Annotated in this window: 21 protein-coding genes and 1 riboswitch; of the genes, 17 read left to right on the plus strand and 4 right to left on the minus strand. The window is 66.9% G+C overall.

The window, feature by feature from the left end; all coding sequences use genetic code 11:
* Positions 1-44: 44 nt before the first annotated feature.
* The 11 genes from hemE (at position 45) to ACTU6V_RS03365 (ending at position 9,179) form a co-directional block, all read left to right on the plus strand.
* Positions 45-1,064, plus strand: a complete 1,020-nt coding sequence (hemE, locus tag ACTU6V_RS03315) for a uroporphyrinogen decarboxylase (RefSeq protein ID WP_443468547.1) — start codon at positions 45-47, stop codon at positions 1,062-1,064.
* Positions 1,061-2,581 carry a protoporphyrinogen oxidase gene (gene hemG, locus ACTU6V_RS03320; protein WP_443474918.1) on the plus strand — a complete coding sequence of 507 codons (1,521 nt, stop codon included), beginning with the start codon at positions 1,061-1,063 and terminating at the stop codon, positions 2,579-2,581. Before hemE ends, hemG begins: the two co-directional genes overlap by 4 nt.
* Before the next feature lie 98 nt (positions 2,582-2,679).
* Complete coding sequence (locus tag ACTU6V_RS03325) at positions 2,680-3,111, plus strand: hypothetical protein (RefSeq protein ID WP_443474919.1); 432 nt, start codon at positions 2,680-2,682, stop codon at positions 3,109-3,111.
* A gap of 1 nt (position 3,112) precedes the next feature.
* Positions 3,113-3,520, plus strand: coding sequence for a phage holin family protein (locus tag ACTU6V_RS03330; RefSeq protein WP_443474920.1), 408 nt, complete (start codon positions 3,113-3,115; stop codon positions 3,518-3,520).
* A complete protein-coding gene (locus ACTU6V_RS03335; protein ID WP_443468551.1) occupies positions 3,507-3,782 on the plus strand; it encodes a hypothetical protein in 276 nt (91 codons plus the stop codon). The genes ACTU6V_RS03330 and ACTU6V_RS03335 overlap by 14 nt, the downstream gene beginning before the upstream one ends.
* Positions 3,783-3,850: 68 nt before the next feature.
* Entirely contained in the window at positions 3,851-4,528 is a 678-nt protein-coding gene (gene hemQ / locus ACTU6V_RS03340) for a hydrogen peroxide-dependent heme synthase (protein WP_443474921.1), read from the plus strand.
* Positions 4,529-4,534: 6 nt separating this feature from the next.
* The gene (hemC, locus tag ACTU6V_RS03345) at positions 4,535-5,527 is read left to right on the plus strand and encodes a hydroxymethylbilane synthase (RefSeq protein WP_443468553.1); all 993 of its coding nucleotides are present in this window, start codon (positions 4,535-4,537) and stop codon (positions 5,525-5,527) included.
* Positions 5,527-6,327: a uroporphyrinogen-III synthase gene (locus tag ACTU6V_RS03350; RefSeq protein WP_443468554.1), complete on the plus strand. Its 801-nt coding sequence runs from the start codon at positions 5,527-5,529 to the stop codon at positions 6,325-6,327. The genes hemC and ACTU6V_RS03350 overlap by 1 nt, the downstream gene beginning before the upstream one ends.
* Entirely contained in the window at positions 6,324-7,304 is a 981-nt protein-coding gene (gene hemB / locus ACTU6V_RS03355) for a porphobilinogen synthase (RefSeq protein ID WP_443474922.1), read from the plus strand. The genes ACTU6V_RS03350 and hemB overlap by 4 nt, the downstream gene beginning before the upstream one ends.
* A gap of 17 nt (positions 7,305-7,321) precedes the next feature.
* On the plus strand, positions 7,322-8,647 hold the full coding sequence (locus ACTU6V_RS03360; protein WP_443474923.1) for a glutamate-1-semialdehyde 2,1-aminomutase: 1,326 nt from the start codon (positions 7,322-7,324) through the stop codon (positions 8,645-8,647).
* Positions 8,648-8,729: 82 nt separating this feature from the next.
* The gene (locus ACTU6V_RS03365) at positions 8,730-9,179 is read left to right on the plus strand and encodes a hypothetical protein (protein WP_443474924.1); all 450 of its coding nucleotides are present in this window, start codon (positions 8,730-8,732) and stop codon (positions 9,177-9,179) included.
* 7 nt (positions 9,180-9,186) lie between these two features.
* Here ACTU6V_RS03365 and ACTU6V_RS03370 read toward each other — a convergent pair whose 3' ends face one another.
* Positions 9,187-10,425, minus strand: a complete 1,239-nt coding sequence (locus ACTU6V_RS03370) for an ABC transporter ATP-binding protein (RefSeq protein WP_443474925.1) — start codon at positions 10,423-10,425, stop codon at positions 9,187-9,189.
* 108 nt (positions 10,426-10,533) lie between these two features.
* Between ACTU6V_RS03370 and ACTU6V_RS03375 the strand changes: the two genes are divergently transcribed.
* The 3 genes from ACTU6V_RS03375 (at position 10,534) to ACTU6V_RS03385 (ending at position 15,621) form a co-directional block, all read left to right on the plus strand.
* A complete protein-coding gene (locus ACTU6V_RS03375; protein ID WP_443474926.1) occupies positions 10,534-11,601 on the plus strand; it encodes an enoyl-CoA hydratase/isomerase family protein in 1,068 nt (355 codons plus the stop codon).
* Between the two features lie 145 nt (positions 11,602-11,746).
* Complete coding sequence (locus tag ACTU6V_RS03380) at positions 11,747-13,474, plus strand: ABC transporter ATP-binding protein (protein ID WP_443468560.1); 1,728 nt, start codon at positions 11,747-11,749, stop codon at positions 13,472-13,474.
* 8 nt (positions 13,475-13,482) lie between these two features.
* Positions 13,483-15,621: an ABC transporter ATP-binding protein gene (locus tag ACTU6V_RS03385; RefSeq protein ID WP_443468561.1), complete on the plus strand. Its 2,139-nt coding sequence runs from the start codon at positions 13,483-13,485 to the stop codon at positions 15,619-15,621.
* 65 nt (positions 15,622-15,686) lie between these two features.
* Here ACTU6V_RS03385 and ACTU6V_RS03390 read toward each other — a convergent pair whose 3' ends face one another.
* On the minus strand, positions 15,687-17,270 hold the full coding sequence (locus ACTU6V_RS03390) for a D-alanyl-D-alanine carboxypeptidase family protein (protein WP_443474927.1): 1,584 nt from the start codon (positions 17,268-17,270) through the stop codon (positions 15,687-15,689).
* A 70-nt stretch (positions 17,271-17,340) separates the two neighbouring features.
* Positions 17,341-17,451, plus strand: a riboswitch (TPP riboswitch).
* Between ACTU6V_RS03390 and ACTU6V_RS03395 the strand changes: the two genes are divergently transcribed.
* The 3 genes from ACTU6V_RS03395 to ACTU6V_RS03405 all read left to right on the plus strand — a co-directional run bounded on the left by ACTU6V_RS03395 (position 17,443) and on the right by ACTU6V_RS03405 (position 20,313).
* The gene (locus tag ACTU6V_RS03395; protein ID WP_443474928.1) at positions 17,443-18,081 is read left to right on the plus strand and encodes an ECF transporter S component; all 639 of its coding nucleotides are present in this window, start codon (positions 17,443-17,445) and stop codon (positions 18,079-18,081) included. (Overlaps the previous riboswitch by 9 nt.)
* Position 18,082: 1 nt before the next feature.
* Positions 18,083-19,528: an ABC transporter ATP-binding protein gene (locus ACTU6V_RS03400; protein ID WP_443468564.1), complete on the plus strand. Its 1,446-nt coding sequence runs from the start codon at positions 18,083-18,085 to the stop codon at positions 19,526-19,528.
* Positions 19,525-20,313: an energy-coupling factor transporter transmembrane component T family protein gene (locus ACTU6V_RS03405; protein ID WP_443468565.1), complete on the plus strand. Its 789-nt coding sequence runs from the start codon at positions 19,525-19,527 to the stop codon at positions 20,311-20,313. The genes ACTU6V_RS03400 and ACTU6V_RS03405 overlap by 4 nt, the downstream gene beginning before the upstream one ends.
* Positions 20,314-20,321: 8 nt before the next feature.
* Here ACTU6V_RS03405 and ACTU6V_RS03410 read toward each other — a convergent pair whose 3' ends face one another.
* Together ACTU6V_RS03410 and ACTU6V_RS03415 are read right to left on the minus strand one after the other, a co-directional pair.
* A complete protein-coding gene (locus tag ACTU6V_RS03410; protein WP_443474929.1) occupies positions 20,322-20,702 on the minus strand; it encodes an MmcQ/YjbR family DNA-binding protein in 381 nt (126 codons plus the stop codon).
* 50 nt (positions 20,703-20,752) lie between these two features.
* Entirely contained in the window at positions 20,753-21,112 is a 360-nt protein-coding gene (locus tag ACTU6V_RS03415; protein WP_443468567.1) for a DUF488 domain-containing protein, read from the minus strand.
* Positions 21,113-21,167: the final 55 nt, after the last annotated feature.

Consider the following 21,167-nt stretch of genomic DNA (forward strand, 5'->3'; position numbering starts at 1 on the left):
CTCGCTGACAGGCCATTCATGAGCGCAAATGGGAGGATGGAAGCATGCCTGACTCGAACGCCCCGCTGCTTCGCGCCCTCGCCGGTGATCGCCCAGAACGGACCCCCGTCTGGTTCATGCGCCAGGCCGGACGCTCTCTCCCCGAGTACCGCGAGCTTCGCGTCGGCACGCGGATGCTGGATGCCTGCCTGACTCCGGATCTCGCGGCTGAGATCACCCTGCAGCCGGTGCGGCGGCACAAGGTGGACGCCGCAGTGTTCTTCAGCGACATCGTGATCCCGCTGCGTCTGGCAGGTGTCGACGTCGTCATCGAACCTGGCCGCGGCCCCGTGTTCGCTGAGCCGGTGCGCACCCGTGCCGATGTCGATCGGATCACGGCGATCGATCCGGATGCTCTGGACACGACGGCGATCGCCGAAGCGGTGCGCATCGTGACCGCAGAGCTCGGCGACACCCCGCTCATTGGTTTCGCTGGGGCGCCGTTCACCCTTGCCGCCTACCTTGTCGAGGGTGGCCCGTCGAAGGAGCATCTTCGCGCGCGTGCCATGATGCACGCCGATCCCGAAGCCTGGGGGCGCCTCGCAGGATGGCTCTCACGCGTCTCCCGCCGGTTCCTCGAAGCGCAGCGCGACGCGGGAGCGGCGACAGTGCAGCTGTTCGACTCGTGGGCAGGGTCGCTGAGTCCTGCCGACTACCGTGCGCACGTCGCCCCCCACTCGAAGGCGGCCGTCGCCGGCCTCGGAGTTCCCGTCATCCACTTCGGTGTCGGCACCGGCCCCTTCCTCGCCGACATGCGACTGGATGGCGAAGCATCCGCCGTCGGCGTCGACTGGCGCCAGCCCCTCGATGAGGCCGCACGAATCCTCGGTCCCGACGTCACCGTCCAGGGCAACATCAACCCGGCGATGCTGCAGGCGCCGTGGCCGGTGCTCGAGGCTCACGTTCGCGACGTCATCGAGCGCGGCCGCACCGCCCGCGCGCACATCCTCAACCTCGGCCACGGCGTGCCGCCCGAGACCGACCCCGACCAGCTCACCCGCATCGTGGAGCTCGCGCATTCATGAGCCAGAACAACACTGCGGGGCTTGCCGAACGCGCAGCTGAACGCCACGTCATCGTGGTGGGCGGTGGCATTGGCGGACTCGTTGCCGCTCGCGAATGCGCGAAGGTCGGCATGCAGGTCACCCTGCTCGAGGAGGCGAACGAGCTCGGCGGAGCGATCCAGCGCGCCGACCTCGACGGCGTGACGGTGGATGCCGGAGCTGAGAGCTACGCGACCCGAGGTGGGCACGTGCGAAAGATCCTCGCCGAGCTCGACCTCACCGACCGCATCGTCACCCCGAATCCCGCCGGCGCCTGGCTCGTCGGCGCCCCCGGAGTGAAAGCCGCGCCGCTGCCCAAGGGCGGCATTCTCGGCATTCCCGCCAACCCATTCGCCGACGACGTGCGCCGCATCATCGGCTGGAGCGGTGCGTGGCGTGCGTATGTCGACCGTCTGCGCCCGCCGCTGACGATCGGACAGGAGCACAGTCTCGGCAACCTGGTCGCCAAGCGCATGGGCGCCAAAGTGCGCGACCTGCTTGTCGCCCCGGTCACCGCTGGTGTCTACTCGGCGAGCCCCGATGACGTCGACACCGAGATGGCGGCTCCTGGCCTCAACGAAGCGCTCACCCGCACTGGATCGCTTTCTGGCGGCGTTGCCCAGCTGCTCGCCGAGCGAACCGATCGCGCCGAGCGCACGAAGAAGGCGCCCGGATCGGCCGTCGAAGCGCTCGCGGGGGGCATGAGCGGACTCGTCGACGCGCTGGTGGCAGACCTGGAGGAGCTCGGCGCGGTCGTCCGCACTGGCGTGACCGTCGAGACAGTCGCACGCGACGGCGATAGCTGGACGGTCTCCTTTCCGACAGCATCCGACGACGATGACCTCGAGTCTGAGCCTGAGAACGAGAACGAGACGCTCACTGCGGACGCCCTCATCGTCGCCACGGCCGAGCCGAGTGCCCGCCTGCTGCTGACCGGTCACGTCACAGGTCTCGCCGCCGGGGGAGATGCCCCGCAGATCGAGATCGTCAGCCTGCTCCTTGACTCTCCCGAGCTGGATGCCGCGCCCCGCGGCACCGGGGTCCTCACGGTCCCCGGCAGTCACACGGCGAAGGCACTCACCCACGCGACCGCCAAGTGGGAGTGGCTCCGCAAGACGGCAGCAGGCCGCCACGTCGTGCGCGTCTCGTTCGGTGCGCAGGGCGAACCGGCAGCCACTGCGAACCTCGATGACGATGCTGCAGCTTCGCTGGCACTGAGCGAAGCATCCGCTCTTCTCGGTCTGCCTCTGCCCGAATCGGCTCTCGTCGCGGCGCACCGCGCGCGCTTCACGCAATCGCAGCCCGCATCGCTGATCGGTGCCGCCGAGCGGCGCGATGAGGTGCGCGCCGCGGTGCGCAAAACGCACGGGCTCGGTGTGGTCGGCGCATGGCTGTCGGGCACCGGTCTCGCGCAGGTGATTCCGGATGCTGCGGCCGAAGCCGATCGCGTTCGCCGCACGCTGCTCTGGGGAGAAGGCGGGCCGCTGTCAACCCCTTGAGGCATTGATGCCGTTTTCGGCATATGGCGTTACGCTGGTACCCCTGGCCGACGGCATCCATCGCCTGCGGCTCGACCGGAACAACGTGAGGAGACCCCATGAAGGGGAAGATCGGACTCGTCGTCGGACTCGGCGTCGGATACGTGCTCGGAACACGCGCCGGACGTGAGCGCTACGAACAGATCAAGACGCAGTGGCTGAAGCTGTGGAACACCGATCCGGTGCAGAACCAGGTCATCAAGGCCAAGGCGTTCGTGGGGGCGAAGGCCTCTGCGGTGCCCGGTGCGATCTGGAACGGCGTCGTCAAGGTGGCCAAGGCCGCCGGTGACGGCAGCACCCCCGGCGAGAAGCTCGACTCCGCGATCGCCACGGGCAAGAAGGCTGTCGACAATGTCGAAGACGCCGTCGAAGATGTCGTCGATGCCGCGAAGAAGGCAGCATCGAAGAAGACGAGCTCACCCAGCAAGACCGGTTCGTCCAGCACGAAGAGCTCGTCGACGGGGTCAGCGAACAAAACGAACGGAAAGTGACATGGTCCGCGGATACCGTGACCGCGCAGACGACAGTCTTCTGACGCTGCTCGGAGACCTTCCCGAGCTCGTGACCAAACTGGTCAAGGCCGAGATCGACTCCGCGAAGGCGTGGGTGTCGCGCACAGCGAAGGACGCCGGCATCGGCAGCGTATGGTTCATCCTCGCGCTGTTCTTCCTGTTCTGGCTGGTGCCGATGATCCTCGTGTTCGCGATCGTCGGGCTTTCCTCCTGGTGGCCGGTGTGGGTCTCCGTACTGGCCGTGCTCGGACTCCTGCTGGTGTGCGTGCTGGTGTGCGTCGTGATCGGCGCACTGAAATTCCGCAAGGTCCTCAGCCGGGAGAATCCTGGCCAGGCTGTCGCAACCGACGTTCGAATCGTGAAGGAGGCTGGCAATGAGCACGCCTGATTCCGCTCTGCCCCGCACCGCTGTTCCTGCCGGAATCACCGATCCGGTGGCATCCGCTCGCGCCGAACTGAAGGCCGCGCTCGCCGCGATCGAGATCAAGGGCAATGTGCCGCGCCGCGTCGAGAAGGCCTCGCAGCGGGGGATCGCGAAGGCCCGCGCCTTCGCCGACCGCAATCCCACGGGAGCCATCGCCGCGGCCATCGGCATCGCCGCCACGGCAGGCGGACTGGTCTGGATGATCGCCCGCACGATCTCTCGTTGAGGGACCGCGGAATCGCCCGCTGAGCGTCTGCATTCGCTCCTTGGTCCCGAAAGGGGCACACTGGAAGAATGTCCGAAGCGAGTGAACAGAACCCGTCCGGTTTCACCCTCTGGGCCGTCTGGCGACGCAATCCTGATGCGCCTGTCGCCGAGACGGATGCCACGGAGCTTGAGACGATCGTCGGGCACATCGAGGACTCCGGCGTCACCGTCCGGGGCTTCTACGATGTGTCCGGTTTGAAGGCTGAAGCCGACCTTCTGGTCTGGCTGCACGGACCCACCGCCGAAGGATTGCAGAAGGCGCTTCGCCGCCTGCGCCGCACCGAGCTGCTCCGCTCGCTCCTTCCGGTCTGGAACGTCATGGGCGTGCACCGCGACGCGGAGTTCAACCGTGCGCACGTGCCGGGATTCCTGCGCGGCATCGAGCCGAAGGGCTGGCTGTGCCTGTATCCCTTCGTGCGCACGCCGGAGTGGTACCTGATCGATGACGCCGACCGTCGCAAGATGCTCGCAGACCACGGCCGCAAGGGCGCCGCATTCACGGGCGTCACCGCCAACACCGTGGCGGCATTCGCACTCGGCGACTACGAATGGCTGCTTCCGCTCGAGGCTGATGACCCCACCGAGCTCGTCGATCTGATGCGCGACCTGCGCTACACCGATGCGCGCCGCTATGTGAAAGAAGAGGTCCCGTTCTACACGGGACGGCGTCTGCGCTTCGACGAGATCGCCGACGTTCTGCAGTAGGTCACGATGTCTGCTCCTATCCGTCTCGGCACACGCCGAAGCGCACTCGCCCAAGCCCAGTCCGGGCACGTCGCCACTGCTCTCGAGAAGATCTCGGGCCGCAGAGTCGAACTCGTTCCAATCGTCTCCGAGGGTGACACGAACCGTGCGTCTCTCTCTGAGATCGGCGGCCTCGGTGTTTTCGCCACCAGGCTGCGTGAAGCGCTGCTCGCGGGCGAGTGCGACATCCTCGTCCATTCGCTGAAGGACCTGCCCACCGCCATTCCGGAAGGACTCGTGATCGCCGCGACACCGGTGCGCGAGGACGCTCGCGACGTCGTCATCACGCGCGACGGGGTGCCGCTTCACGCGCTGCGTGCCGGCGCGAAGGTCGGAACGGGATCGCCGCGCCGCATCGCGCAGGTGCGCATCCGCGCCCCTCGCGCTGAGGTGATCGACATCCGCGGCAACGTCGACTCGCGTCTGGCGCGGGTGGAGTCGGGCGAACTGGATGCTGTCATCCTCGCCGCAGCCGGACTCTCACGCCTCGGATCCGAGACCAGACTGAAGCGGGAGGATCTCGGCCTCGCCGAATGGCCGACTGCGCCGGGACAAGGTTCGCTGGCCGTCGAGACGACAGCGAATGCGGCATCCGATCTGCGTGCGGCGCTTGCCGAACTCGACGATGCCGACACGCGTCTGGCCATCACCGTCGAACGCGGCGTCCTCGAAGGATTGGACGCCGGATGCCAGGCGCCGATGGCTGCGCATGCCGTCGTCACCGGTGACTCCGTGCGGGTGCGAAGCATCGTCTACGACCCCGTCGGCGACCGCCGAATCGGACTTGACGTCACTGAATCCCTGAACGGGGGGTATATTCGTCAGAACGGCAGTGGCAACGATGCGGATGCTGCCGATGGTGCGGACCCGAATCACGCAGCGCGCGAGATCGGACTTTCTGTCGCCCGTCGGCTGCTCGAACAAGGGGCGGCCGAACTCGTACCCCGAGAGCAACCCTGATGACCAGCACACCCGAATTGAAACATGAGAAGCCGTTGACCGGCTGGCGCGTCCTCGTTCCGCGAGGAGGCCCGTGGGGCGACGGTGTCGCAGCGTCCCTGCGCTCCCAGGGCGCTGTCCCCGTCGTGGCGCCGTTGATCAACTTCGGCCCGACCACCGATCAGGAAGCGCTTGACGACGCGCTCGAGAAGCTCGCCGCAGGCAGCTTCGACTGGCTGACCGTGACGAGCGCGACGACGGTCGACGTTCTCTTCGCGCACCGCGCCGTCGTCCCGAAGTCGACGAAGATCGCCGCGGTCGGTGAGACGACTGCCGCCGCGCTTCAGGCGGTCGGCTATGAAGTCGCTCTCGTTCCTGACCGAGACAATTCTGCAGCAGGCATGGCAGAGCAGCTCATCGCCCTCGAGCCGGAGCCGCGTCGCGTTCTGACCTTGCGCAGTGAGATCGCCAAGCCCGTGCTGACGCGTTCTCTCATCGAAGCAGGCCACGACGTCTCGAGCATCGTCGCCTACCGCACCGTGGGGGTGCCTGTCACCGACCGCATCCGCCGTGATGTCGACAGCGGACGCATCAACGCCATCCTGATCACCAGTGGTTCGGTGGCGCAGCAGGTGCGCGAGCAGTTCCCCGATATCCCCGACGGCACGCTGCTTGCGGCAATCGGGCCTCGCACCGCGAAGGATGCGCGCAAGGCCGGCCTTCCGATTACGGTGGTCGCCGACAAGCAGACCGTCGATGCGCTCATCGACGCGGTGTCGCACTTCACGCTTCCACATGCAGCAGACGAGTTCGCTCCGTGAGCTTCCCCGAGGTGAGGCCGCGACGGCTGCGTCAATCCGCGGCTGTGCGGACGCTCGTGCGCGAGACGTCGCTTTCGCCGCGGCACCTCGTGCTGCCGATGTTCGTCCGCGAGGGCATCACCGACCCCGTCGCGATCTCCTCGATGCCGGGCGTGCTCCAGCACACCATGGACTCGCTGCGCCGGGCGGCTGCAGAAGCCGCAGAGGTCGGGGTCGGCGGTGTGATGCTGTTCGGCGTTCCAGCAGTTCGGGATGCCGTGGGCTCTGGAGCCGACGACCCTGACGGCATCCTCAATGTCGCCACGCGCGCGCTGGCATCCGAGGTCGGCGATGCGCTTGTCGTGCAGACCGATCTGTGCCTGGACGAGTTCACCGACCACGGTCACTGCGGGGTTCTCTCGGGCGACGGGTCGGTCGACAACGATGCCACCCTCGAGCGCTATGTCTCGATGGCGCTCGCGCAGGCGCGCGCCGGCTCTCAGCTGCTCGGGCTCTCCGGAATGATGGACGGCCAGGTCGCCGCCATCCGCCAGGGGCTGGACGCCGAGGGCTTCACCGACACTCTGCTGCTCGGCTACGCCGCCAAGTACGCCAGCGCGTTCTACGGACCCTTCCGCGAAGCGGTCGACTCGCAGCTGCAGGGCGATCGCCGCACCTATCAGCTCGATCCGGGCAATCGCCGCGAGGGACTGCGCGAGGCGCTGATCGACGAGGCCGAAGGCGCTGATGTCGTGATGGTGAAGCCCGCCATGGGCTTCCTCGATGTGCTGCGCGAGGTGCGTGACGCTGTGCACGTGCCGGTGTGGGCATACCAGATCTCCGGCGAGTACGCGATGATCGAGGCGGCTGCAGCCAATGGCTGGATCGATCGCCGTGCGGCCGTGCTGGAGTCTCTGCTGTCGATTCGCCGCGCCGGCGCCGACGCGGTGCTGACGTACTGGGCGGCCGAGGCCGCCGGATGGCTGCGCGAGCGCTGAGCACTACAGGAGGCATCATGACCGACCGCAACGATGAGCTGTTCGCCGCCGCGCGAGCCGTCACCCCAGGAGGGGTGAACTCGCCCGTGCGGGCATATGGCTCCGTCGGCGGGACGCCGCGCTTCCTCGCATCCGCTCGTGGCGCGTACGTCACGGATGCCGCGGGCGACGAATACGTCGACCTGGTCGCGTCGTGGGGCCCCGCTCTGCTGGGTCACGCGCACCCCGAGGTCGTTCAGGCGGTTCAGGATGCCGCGACGCGCGGTCTCTCGTTCGGCGCACCCACCGAGGGTGAGGTCGCGCTCGCGCACGAGATCACCGAGCGCGTGCGCTTCGGCGACCTCGCACCCATCGAACGCGTGCGTCTGGTGTCCACCGGCACCGAGGCGACGATGACCGCGATCCGTCTTGCCCGCGGTGTGACCGGACGCGACCTGCTTGTGAAGTTCGCCGGGCACTACCACGGGCACTCCGACGGGCTGCTCGCCGAGGCGGGATCGGGCGTCGCAACACTTGCCCTGCCAGGGTCAGCTGGAGTGCCCGCGCCGATCGCGGCGCAGACGCTGGTGATCGGCTACAACGACCGAGAAGCTCTTCAGGCAGTGTTCGCCGAGCACGGCGACCGCATCGCCGCCGTCATCGTCGAGGCAGCCGCCGCGAACATGGGCGTCGTCGCTCCGGATGCTGGTTTCAACCGCTTCATCGCCGACACTGCCCACGCGCATGGGGCACTGATGATTCTCGACGAGGTGCTGACAGGATTCCGCGTGCACCAGGCAGGCTACTGGGCGCTGCAGGCGGCTGCGGGTGAGGAATACCTCCCCGACATCATCACCTTCGGCAAGGTCATCGGTGGCGGTATGCCGCTGGCGGCGCTCGGCGGTCGCGCCGAGGTCATGGACCAGCTCGCTCCGACCGGCCCTGTCTACCAGGCCGGCACTCTGTCGGGGAACCCGCTCTCGGTCGCTGCGGGCCTCGTGACGCTGCGGCTGGCCACGCCCGCCGTCTACGCCCGCGTGGATGAGGCTGCGGCGCGCGTGGCATCCGCTCTTGACGCGGCGCTCACCGACGCCGGTGTCGTGCACTCGATCCCGCGCGCAGGAAACCTGTTCGGCGTTGCGTTCGCGGCCACCGCTCCGCGCACGTACGCCGAGGCTCAGGCGCAGGAGTCGTTCCGCTACGCGCCGTTCTTCCACTCCATGCGCGAGCAGGGCGTGGCGCTGCCGCCGAGCGTGTTCGAGGCCTGGTTCCTCACCGCGGCGCACGACGATGACGCGATCGGCAGCATCGAGGCGGCGCTTCCTGCTGCGGCGCGTGCCGCAGCATCCGCTCAGCCTGCCTGAATTCGCGCGGCACAGGGTGATTGTTGTCGTCCTGTGAGGAAGTCGCAGACAGTTTGCAGGTCGACGCTGGCAGACTGGACGAATGGTCACCCTGCTCCTGGATCAGACGCAGCTTGAGGTCGTACTGTCTCCGTTCGAGCGCGCGGTGACGTTTCACCGTGAGAACCTGCGGGTTGCGCGCGAGACGATCATCAAGGTGCAGCTGACGGACGATGCGTGGACCTGGCTGCGCGGAGTTCCCGGTCGTGGAACGCAGGTCCCCGGGATCCTCGCGGCAGGAACCTGGAAGGCCGCCGCAACGACGGACTTCGTCCTCATCCGTCGTCACCGTCCTGGCGTCGTCATCGACCTAGAGGGAGACGAGCAGTTCCAGCGGCTGATCTTCACCACGCGTCACGGGCTCGCGCTGACTCAGGCGCTGCGCCTCGACGTCTCTGAGGAGCCGGTCGACGTCACAGAGATCACCGGAACGATCCCGGTCTCCGTGCAGAAGGGGCGCAAACGGCCGGTCATCCGTCCGCGACCGGCCTGAGCTACGTTCAGCGCTGTTCCGGCGCCGAGTGATCAGCGGTTCCGGCCTGCTCGCCGGCTTCTTCGGCCTCTTCGACCGCTTCGGCCTCGATGGCTGCTGCAGCGCTGTTCGGCTCGGTCATCGGGTTCGCGAACATGCTCGCGACGGCCGCCAAGTCGGCCAGCCCGGGAAGGGGGCGGTCGTCAAGGTTGAGCGCGAATTCGTCGTGCGAGTCTTCGTCTTCGGCATCCGCTGCGGTCTCTGCGACCGGCTGTGCCGCGGCCGGCTCTGGCGCGACCAGCTCTGGCGCATCCACATCAGGCAGGTCGAAGAGTGCGGTCTCTTCCACCACTGGCGCGGGTGTCGGCGGAACGTAGCGGTCGTGCACGAGGTCGAGGAAGACGTCTTCGAGCGTCGGGCCGCGCTGCTGCAGTGTCGTCAGCGCAACTCCGGCGCGGGTCGTGATGCTGCCGATGGTCGCAGCATCGCTGCCGCGCACGGTGAGGCCCGAGCGCAGGATTTCGAAGTCGTATCCGGCGTCCTGCAGGGTCTTGGAGAGGGCTTCGCGGTCTGCGGCATCCACCACGACCGGCCCGGTGCGCGGGTCGGCGAGGTCTTCCATGGTGCCTGCGAACTTCAGTTCGCCGCGCGAGATCACGAGGATCTCATCGGCGATCTGCTCGACCTCGCTCAGCACGTGCGACGAGACCAGAACAGTGCGCCCTTCGTCGGCGAGGCCGCGGATGAGTGTGCGCATCCAGCGGATGCCTTCGGGGTCGAGCCCGTTCGCCGGCTCGTCGAGGACGAGCACGCCCGGGTCGCCGATCAGAGCGGTTGCGGCGCTGAGGCGCTGGCGCATGCCGAGCGACAGCGCAGCAATGCGCGTGTCGACGTCGTCGCCGAGGCCGACGAAAGCGATGAGTTCACCCACGCGGGAGAGTGGGATGTCATTCGCCTTTGCCGCCTGGATGAGGTGGCGCTCGACCGTGCGGCGCTGGCGGAAGCCAGGGTCCTCGAGCATGGCGCCGATGACACGTGCGGGGCTGCGCAGTTCCGCGTAGCGGGTTCCGCCGATCGTGGCGGTTCCGCTGGTGGGGCGCTCGAGCCCGAGCAGCATGCGAAGCGTGGTCGTCTTTCCCGCGCCGTTGGGCCCGAGGAAGCCGGTCACCACTCCCGGGCGGACGCGCGCCGATAGATCCGACACTGCCGCGACAGCGCCGAAGCGCTTGGTCGCGTGGTCGAATTCGATCAGCTGTCCGTCTGGCATCTGCTGCCTTTCCTGCATAGGTCCGCCTCTATCCTGCCGGAAAATGCGCAGAATCCCGCATCGGGCGTGCGGATAAAGGCCAGAACAGGCCCATGTAACGTGGCTTCCGTGACTGACTTCGACATCGCCGCAACGGTTCTGGTTCGCACTGAGGGCTCGCTCGGGCGTCTCAGCCTCAACCGACCGAAGGCGATCAATGCCCTCGACATCGACATGATCGGTCAGATCACCGCCGCGCTGGACGCCTGGCGTGACGACACCGACATCGACATCGTCCTCATCGATGGAGAGGGCGAGCGAGGGCTCTGCGCGGGCGGTGATGTGCGCGCGCTGTACGACCAGATCACTGCAGGTCATCCTGAGCGTGCCGCGGAGTTCTTCCGCGCCGAGTACGCCCTCAACCTGATGATCGCTGAATACCCGAAGACGGTCGTCGCGATCGCCGACGGCATCACGATGGGCGGGGGCATCGGGCTGGCCGGCCACGCCCACATCCGCATCGTCACCGAACGCAGCCGGCTGGCGATGCCGGAGACCAGGATCGGCTTCACTCCCGACGTCGGGGGCACCTACCTTCTCGGCCGCGCGCCAGGGCGCCTGGGGGAGTACCTCGGTCTCACCGGCAGCACGATGTCGGCATCGGATGCTGTGTACGCAGGGTTTGCGGATCACTATGTACCTTCGCAGCGCATCGACGAACTTCGCGAGGCGCTGGGCAAGCGCGCCGACCCATCGAGCCCCTCGGAGCTGGTGCTGCTGTTCGATGAGACTCCGGAGCCCGCCGCTCTTGCGAACGAGCGCGCGTGGATCGACGAGGTCTTCTCCGCCGACACCGTGGGCGAGATCGCACAGCGCCTCGCCACTCGATCAGAGGTCTCAGCATCCGCCACTGCCGTGCTGCTATCAGAGCTCGCCCCGACCGGCCTCGCCGTCACGCTGGATGCGGTGCGCGAGGCGCGCGAAGGAAACCTGCGCGATGCGCTGATCGGGGAGTATCGCCGCGTGATGTGGTTCGCCGGTCACCACCCCGATCTCGCAGAGGGCATTCGCGCGCAACTCGTCGATAAGGATCGCTCGCCTCGTTGGCAGCCGGCGACCATCGCCGAGCTGAAACCGGATGCTGGTGCGGGAGCCCGTGCGTTCGTTCCAGAGCGGCCGCTCTTCGACCGAGGGTGATTTCTGCACCGGGGTGAAAAATCTGATCTCATCTGCGGATCGTTCGCCGTGAGCGGATTAGTCCATTCGGGGGATGTGCAATGTCGGTGGGGCGTGGCACGCTATCTGGTGGCCCACTTCGGCCCGCTCCCCAAAAGGACTCCTCATGCTTGGCAAGCTTCTCTTCCGCTATCTGTCCAGATACTGGCCGTTGCTGGTGGGCGTGCTCGTCTTCCAGTTCGCCAGTGCGCTGGCTACGCTCTACCTTCCTCGGCTGAACGCCGACATCATCAACCAGGGCGTCGCGACGGCCGACACCGGCTACATCTGGCGCACCGGCGCCTGGATGCTGGTCGTCTCGCTCGGCCAGATTGTCTGCGCGATCATCGCGACGTATTTCGCCGCGAAGGCGGCGATGAGCATCGGTCGCGATATCCGCAATGACGTATTCGCACGGGTCAGCGCCTTCTCCGAGCGCGAGGTCTCGCAGTTCGGCGCAGGCTCGCTGATCACCCGCAACACCAACGATGTGCAGCAGGTGCAGATGCTGGCGATGATGGGCGCGACGATGTTCGTCACCGCTCCGCTGCTCGCCATCGGCGGCATCATCATGGCCGTGCAGCAGGACGTCGGCCTCAGCTGGCTGATCGCCATCTCTGTTCCGATTCTGCTCATCGCCGCGGCGATCATCATCGGCCAGATGGTGCCGCTGTTCCGCCGCAACCAGGGCAAGCTCGATGCAATCAACCGCGTCATGCGAGAGCAGCTCACCGGCGTGCGCGTCGTCCGTGCGTTCGTGCGCGAGCGCGTCGAAGAAGAACGATTTCGTGAGACCAACACCGACCTCATGATTCTCGGCCGCAAGATCGGTTCGCTGTTCGTGCTGCTGTTCCCGCTGTTCATGCTGATCCTCAACGTCACCGTGGTCGGCGTGATCTGGTTCGGCGGTCTCGAAGTGCAGAACGGCAATGTCGAGGTCGGCACGCTGTTCGCGTTCATGCAGTACATCGGTCAGATCATGATGGGCGTCATCATGTCGAGCTTCATGGCGATGATGATTCCGCGTGCCGCGGTCTCCGCAGAGCGCGTCGGCGAGGTCCTCGATGCCGAATCGAGCCTGGAGCGGCCGGTCGACGGCGCGACGGACTTCCCGCTTCCCGGCACCGTGATGTTCGAGAACGTCGAGTTCACCTACCCGGGTGCGGAGTCGCCCGTGCTGCGGAACATCTCGTTCGGAGCCGAGCGCGGCGAGACGGTGGCGATCGTCGGATCGACGGGAGCCGGAAAGACGACGCTGATCTCGCTCATTCCGCGCCTGTTCGACGTGACAGGTGGCGCAGCACGCGTCGGCGGCGTCGACGTGCGCGAAGCCGACATGGATGCACTGTGGAAGACCATCGGGCTCGTGCCGCAGCGTCCGTTCCTGTTCACCGGCACGATCGCGTCGAACCTCCGATACGGTCGGTCGGACGCCACAGACGAAGAGCTCTGGCACGCCCTCGAGATCGCGCAGGGCAGAGACTTCGTCGAGGCTATGCCAGAGGGACTCGAAACCCGCATCGCGCAGGGCGGAACGAACGTCTCCGGCGGTCAGCGTCAGCGACTCGCAATTGCGCGAGCCCTGGTGCATCAGCCCGAGATCCTCATCTTCGATGACTCGTTCTCGGCACTCGACCTGACGACAGACGCGCGACTGCGGCAGGCACTCTGGCGAGAGCTGCCTGACGTGACGAAGATCGTCGTCGCTCAGCGCGTGTCCACAATCACCGATGCTGATCGCATCGTGGTCCTCGAAGGAGGAGAGATGGTCGGCGTCGGAACACATGACGAACTTCTCGCGAGCAATGAGACCTACCGAGAGATCGTCGAATCGCAGCTGGGGGTGGACGCATGAGCTCCTCGATGCCTGAACCATCGTCGTCGATCCCCGAGTCTGTCGGTGGGGCCGAGGTCGGGCCCACCGCAACGCTGACGGTCGATGAGCAGTACGAAGCCGAGCTCGCAGAGGCGGCACGCCTCGAGGGCGGCGGCTGGGATGGCCCTGCCGCCGGCAAGGCCGACAACTTCGGCAAGAGCTTCGCTCGAATGATCGGTCTGCTCAAGCCTTCGGCGCTCTGGTTCGTGCTGGTGTCGTTCTTCGGCGCGATCGGAGTCGTGCTGACCGTCGCTGCGCCGAAGGTGCTCGGCGAGGCCACCAACCTCATCTACGAGGGCTTCATCTCGAAGCAGCTCGGTGACAACGGCGTTCCTGCCGGAACCTCGCAGGAGCAGGTCGTCGAGATGCTGCGCTCGCAGGGTCAAGACGACTTCGCCAATATGGTCGCTGCCTTCGACCACTTCCAGGTCGGTGCGGGCATCGACTTCGATCGGCTGCGCTGGGTCATCATCTCGGTGCTGGTGATCTACGTGGGTGCTGCGCTCCTCAGTTGGCTGCAGGGTTACGTCATCAACGTCATCATGGTGCGCACCATGTGGCGGCTGCGTGAATCCGTCGAGGCGAAGATCAACCGCCTGCCGCTGTCGTACTTCGACAAGGTGCAGCGCGGCGAGCTCATCTCGCGCGTCACGAACGACATCGACAACATCACGCAGGCGATGCAGCAGTCGCTCTCCGGCGCGCTGACCTCTGTGCTGACCGTGATCGGCGTGCTGGTCATGATGTTCTCCATCTCCTGGCAGCTCGCTCTGGTGGCTCTGGTCGCACTGCCGCTGATGGGCATCATCTTCGGCGTGATCGGTCCGCGCTCGCAGAAGGCGTTCGGAACGCAGTGGCGCAAGGTCGGGCGCCTCAATGCACGTGTCGAGGAATCCTTCTCCGGTCACGCGCTGGTGAAGGTCTTCGGTCGTGAGCAGGAGGCCCTCGAGAGCTTCAAAGACGAGAACGAGGAGCTGTACCAGGCGAGCTTCAAGGCCCAGTTCCTGTCGGGCGTCATCATGCCCGCCATGACGTTCATCGGCAGCCTGACCTTCGTCGGGATCGCTGTGCTCGGCGGGCTCATGGTCGCCGGCGGCCAACTGCGTCTCGGCGACGTGCAGGCATTCATCCAGTACTCGCAGCAGTTCACGCAGCCGCTGTCTGAGCTCGGCGGCATGGCGGCGGTCGTGCAGTCTGGAACCGCCTCGGCTGAGCGGGTGTTCGACTTCCTCGATGCCGACGAGCAGGACGCCGACGCAGAGGACGCGCCTCCGCTGCCAGACGCTGATGCCGCCGGTCGCGGTGTCATCGAGTTCCAGGATGTGTCGTTCGCGTACACACCGGATCATCCGCTGATCAAGGACCTGTCGTTCAAGGTGCAGCCGGGGCAGACGGTCGCGATCGTCGGTCCGACGGGTGCGGGCAAGACCACCCTGGTCAACCTGGTCATGCGCTTCTACGAGCTGAGCTCTGGCCGCATCCTCATCGACGGTCAGGACATCGCCGAAGTCACCCGGGCAGAATTGCGTTCCCGCACGGGAATGGTGCTGCAGGACCCGTGGCTGTTCGCAGGCTCCATCCTCGAGAACATCCGCTACGGCCGAGCCACCGCCACCGATGAAGAGGTCATCGACGCGGCGACCGCAACCTACGTCGACAGATTCGTGCGCTCGCTGCCAGAAGGCTACGAGACCGTCCTCGACGAAGACGCCTCGAACGTGTCGGCCGGTGAACGCCAGCTCATCACGATCGCCAGGGCGTTCGTGTCGAAACCGTCGATCCTGATCCTCGATGAGGCGACGAGCGCGGTCGACACGCGTACCGAGCTGCTGCTGCAGCACGCCATGGCGGCGCTCCGACAGGGACGCACCTCGTTCGTGATCGCGCATCGGCTCTCGACGATCCGTGACGCAGACCTCATCCTCGTGATGGAGCACGGTGACATCGTCGAGAAGGGCACGCACGATGAGCTCATCGCCGCACAGGGGGCGTACTGGCGGCTGTACCAGTCCCAGTTCGAGCAGGCGGCGACCGACATCGACGCAGAAGAAGCGATGACCGACGCGGTTCCGGTGGTCGCCTCCGGTGCACCCGAGGCTGCCGACGACGCGCCGGTCGAAGGCTGACGAACTCACGGCTGACACAGGAACGGGCGGGTGGCGTTGGCCGCCCGCCCGTTCCTGTGCAGGGCTTACTTCTCGTTGATGCCGAGAAGATCCATCGGGTGAGTCAGTCGCCACCACGGGCTGGGGGCACCGATGTCGTCGGCCAGCGAGACACTTCCGGTCGCTGTGTTGATCGGGCCGTCGACGGTGAGTGTGCCCACTGTGTCGCCCTCGGCGCGCTCATCGCCCAGGTCGAGCACGACAGCGGCGTCGGCGGTTGCGCCGTTCCACAGTACGACCGCGGCATCCTCATCAGTGACGACGTCGATCTTCGTGCCCCAGAGCGTGCTCACCTCGCCCACCACGGTCCCGGCCGATACGGCCGGTGTGATGTCGGCGAGCGCGGTCTCGACCTGGGAGAACAGGGAGCGGGTGACCGCAAGACGCTCATCGTTGTCAGTCTGGTTCAGGACCGAGGCGTACAGGTGCACCGTGGTGTCGCCGATGGTGACGTCCTTGGCAGTCAGAAGACACCAACCGACCAATGTTCCGGTCTTGATGCCGACCACTCCCGGGTCGGCCAGCATTCCGTTGGTGTTCGTGACGTAACCGGCACCGGGGATCTCGGCCCCGGGCGATCCGACGATCTCCGCGAAGACGGGGTTCTGCATAGCGCGCTCGCCGAGGCGAAGGAGCGCCGCCGGCGTGGCGACATTGCCCTCATCGAATCCGGACGGGGTGACGATCGTGATGTCAGAGAGCCCGCGCTCTGCCAGCCAGACTGCCGCCGCTTCGGCGAACTGAGCGTCTGAGCCCCAGATGTCACGGGCGAGGCGGTCGATGTAGTTGTTGGCGGAGCCCAGCAGCGTTCCCTGCAGCAGCTGATACTCGGTGAGCACTCCGTCGACCGGAACATCGAGAGCCGACTGATTCGCGCGGCGGTAATCCCAGTAGTCGACGCTGTCACGGTAGGTGAAGGAGAACTCCGGCCCCTGCTCGCCGACCTGCAACGGCATGCGGTCAAGCACCATCAGAGTGCTGACGACCTTCGTGATGCTCGCGATCGATGCGGCATCCGCGGTCGATGAGCTTGCGGAGACGCCGGCGATGCTCACGCCGGCGCTGCCAGCGACCGGCCACGCGATCTCGACGGCCGGCGCGGAAACGGTCGTGAACTCGACCGCCTCCACTGTGGGAGGCACTGCGTGCAGCGGCCAGAGCAGCGTCGTCGCGCTGTAGGCGATGGCCAGCGCCGAGAGCGTTCCCAGCGGGGCCAGCCACCGTCCGCTCAGCAGCGCGGGGCGCAGTTTCGCGTCGGCGAAGATGTCGGGGCCAGGGTCGGCCATCGTTATGGCATTGAGATCCGCAGGGAGTGTGGACTCCTCCACATCGGCGGTTTCCAGCCAGGCGAGGGCCGTGGCAGGGCGCTCCTCGTCAGCCCATTCCCTGAGCGACTCGTCCACGTCGAGGTCGTCTTCGAACACGATCTCGTCAGCATCCTGGTCTGTCTCCGGCGCGTCCGAAAGGTCGAGGACGCCTGTCTGAGCAGCATCCGCGGCGTCACTGAACGGCAAGGTCGGCGTGCGCGACGAATCTGTCACACCGCCGTGCGCGCGCAGTGCGCGTCGAGTCGTCCCGCCGGTCAACGGGGCCTGGTCTTCAGAGGTCACCTGATCACGCTACCCAATAGAGCGTCCAGAGCGAGAGCGGACACAGCGGTCCTGGTGCGGGTAGGATCGTCTGCACAACCACGGGAGTCCGGGCATGCCGGGCTGAGAGGGAGCGAAAAGCGCTTCGACCGTCGAACCTGATCTGGGTCATGCCAGCGCAGGGAGGAGCAATATGAACACGTCTACACGCACGCCCGCAATCACGCGCACCGGCCTGCGACGTCCTGAGATCTGGCGTTGGCGCATCGTCGATATCGTCGTCGCCAGCGTTCTCGGAGTCGCCTGCGGTTTTCTGTTCCTTGCCTGGAACGTCGGCTACCTCGGGCCGAAGGCCCTGCTCGAGCCGCTGTTGCCGGGGATGCAGGGGCTCCTTGACGGGCCCTGGCTGATCGCCGGTGTGCTGGGCGGTTTGATCATCCGCAAGGCGGGGGTGGCGATCTACGTCGAGACCATCGCCGCCGTCGTCTCGGCGCTCGCCGGAGCGCAATGGGGCGGGTTCCTCACGATCGAGGCGGGACTCGTGCAGGGCCTCGGCGCCGAACTGATCTTCCTGCTGTTCGCGTACCGCGTCTGGAAGTTGCCTGTCGCAATGCTCGCCGGTGCGGGCTCCGCCCTCCTCGGCGGCATCAACAACCTGATTCTGTGGTTTGCTGGGGCCGACATCACCTTCACCGCCATCTACCTGATCAGCACGGTCGTCTCCGGCGCGGTGCTGGCCGGAGCTCTCGGCTGGGCGCTGGCGCGCGGTATCGCGGCGACGGGGGCCCTGGATCGTTTCGGATCCGGGCGAGAGGTACGGGCGCGCGTCTGACATGACAGACAAGAACGGTCCCGCGGCGGTCGAGGCGCGCGGCTGGGGCTGGCGGCATGCCAGCCGCGTTGCGTGGGCGCTCCGCGACGTCACGTTCCGGATCGAGCCCGGAGAGCGCGTGCTCGTCCTGGGAGCATCCGGGGCCGGCAAGTCGACCCTGCTGCACGGTCTCGCGGGGGTGCTCGGCGGAGATGAGGAGGGCGAGAGCGCGGGAGGGCTGCTCGTCGACTCGGAGCCCGCCGCCGCCACCCGCGGGCGGTCAGGGCTAGTGCTGCAGGATCCGGACTCGCAGGTCATCCTCGCTCGCGTCGGTGATGACGTTGCGTTCGGCTGCGAGAACCTCGGCATCCCACGCGAACAGATCTGGTCGCGGGCGCGAGCCGCGCTCGACGCAGTCGGGCTCGACGTGCCACTGGATCGGTCGACCAAGGCGCTGTCGGGAGGACAGAAGCAGCGGCTGGCGCTCGCCGGCATCCTCGCGATGCGGCCGGGGCTCGTGCTGCTGGATGAGCCGACAGCCAACCTTGACCCGGAGGGCGTCGTGGAGGTCCGCGATGCTGTCCGGCGGATGCTGGAGGCCCGACCGGCGACGCTTATCGTCGTCGAGCATCGACTCGATGTTTGGCTGCCGCTGATCACGCGAGTGATCGTCGTCGGAGACGGAGGAGTGGTTGCCGATGGGACACCGGATGCCGTGCTGGGCAGCCGCGGTGCGGAGCTGGCCGCCGCGGGGGTCTGGGTTCCCGGGCATCCGCCTGCCCTGCCATCTGCGCCTCGCGCCGTCGGCGAGACCTTGATGACCACAGATGATCTGGCCGTGGCCCGCGTGAAGGATCGGCCGGTGACAGCCGGCATCTCATTGCAGGTGCGCGCCGGAGCGGCCCTGGCCGTCACCGGGCCGAACGGAGCGGGAAAGTCGACGTTGGCGCTCACGCTGGCCGGTCTCCTGCCCCCGGCCGCGGGGAGTGTCGTCGCCGAGCCCGCTCTGGCGGATGGCGCAGGGCCGACGCCGATCGCCTGGTCGTCCCGCCGACTGCTGACCAGGATCGGGATGGTGTTCCAGGAGCCGGAGCATCAGCTGCTCTCGAAGACCGTGCGTGACGAGCTCGCCGTCGGTCCGCGCGCGCTCGGCCTGGGTGAGGCGGAGATAGAAGGGCGCATCGAAGAGCTCCTTTTCCGTCTGCGCCTCGATCGTCTCGCGCGCGCGAATCCATACACGCTGTCGGGTGGCGAGAAGCGGCGACTGACCGTCGCGGCGGCGCTGGCCACGAAACCTCGGATGCTCGTTCTCGACGAGCCGACCTTCGGGCAGGACGCTCGCACATGGGCCGAGCTCATGGCCATGCTGGCGGCGTTGCGTGACGATGGCACGGCAATCGTGACCGTGACCCATGACCCCGGCGTCGTCGAGGCGCTGCATGCCGAACGATTCGAGATCGGCCGATGACCCTTCTGGATAGCCCTGCGCGCAACGGAGTGGTTGCCAAGATCAACCCTGTCGCGAAACTCGGCGTCAGCGCGCTGATCGCGATCCCGCTGATCCTGACGCTGGACGTCGTCTCGGCGGCGGTGGCTCTGGGGTTGGAGTGCGTGCTCTTCCTGTTCGCCGGCGTCGGCTGGCGGGAGTTCTGGCGTCGCACCTGGCCGGTGTGGATCGCGGCACCGCTGACCGGCGTCACGATCGCGCTGTACGGAGAAGCGAGCGGTGCGATCTACTTCGAGTGGTTCGTCGTGAGAGTGAGCGAGGGGTCTCTGACGCTGGCGCTGGCGACGATGTTCCGCGTGCTCGCGATCGCGCTTCCTTCAGTCGTTCTGTTCATCACGGTCGATCCCACCGATCTTGCCGACGGACTCGCGCAGATCGTGAAGCTGCCGGCCCGGTTCGTTCTCGGCGCGCTCGCGGGACTGCGCATGGTGGGGCTGTTCATCGATGACTGGCGCGCGCTCGAGCTCGCACGACGCGCGCGCGGGGTCGCCGATCGCGGGCGCGTGCGCCGTTTCGCGGGAATGGTGTTCGCGCTGCTCGTTCTGTCGATCCGCCGAGGTGCGAAGCTCGCGACCGCGATGGAAGCCCGTGGCTTCGGAGCGCCGGTCTCGCGCACGTGGGCGCGCGAATCGAAGTTCGGCAGCAGGGAGTGGGCTCTCCTGCTCGTCGGCGCGCTGATCTCGGCGGTCGCGGTGACCTCTGCCGTGATGACCGGCTCGTGGAACTTCATCCTCGGACCGGAATAACAACCCGATCAGCCCCCGTCCAGTTCCTGCACGAGCCGGCGCGGTGCCGTCACGCGGTAGGAGGCATCGATGAGCTCGGCGATCTCCTGCCAGTCGGTATCACCGTCGAGGTCGATGCCGAGCCAACCGGAGGGGCCGAGATAAGCGGGGACCCAGAACCGGGGGTCTTGACGCAGGGCGGGTTCATCCGCAGGGTCAGGGCGCACCGTCATCGCCGCGTCGTGGGCGATCCACTCGCCGTCCCGCCGCATCGAGCCGCCGAAGTGGCAGAACACCTTCTGCGTGAAGAACGTCGGGCGTCCGTGGCTGATCTTCTCCGCGGCCTCGGGCAGCGCGAGAGCGATGGTGCGAACCCGCGCGAGTAGCGGGTCATCGTCTCTGAACATCATCGGGTGGGCCATGTGATGCTCCGTTCAGAGTTGTGCAGTGGGGGGCGAGGTCACAGCAACTCGCGGAGGGCCTCTTCGAGCACGATCGCGTGCGTGTGCTCCTCGTCATGCAAGGCGTAGATGAGCGTGACGACCGGATGCTCCTTCGCCTCTGCCGCGAGCTCTTCGAGTGCCGCGACGGATTCGCCAGCGAGTTCGGCTCGATAGCGACTGACGCAGACGTCCCATTCGTCGCCGGATGCTGCGTGCCAGGCCTTGCGCAACTCGGGGCTCGGCGCGACGCCCTTCGCCCACAGATCGATCTGGGCGCGATCCTTCGAGACGCCTCGGGGCCACAGTCGGTCGACTAGAACGCGGAAACCATCGTCGGGTTCAGCGGTGTCGTAGGCTCGCTTGCGACGCAGTTCCATAGCTCCAGCCAACACCTCGTGATCCATCTGCACCAGTGGTGGAACTGAAGCCCGC

The sequence above is a fragment of the Microbacterium zouquanmingi genome, from assembly GCF_052266675.1.
Lineage (GTDB): Bacteria > Actinomycetota > Actinomycetes > Actinomycetales > Microbacteriaceae > Microbacterium.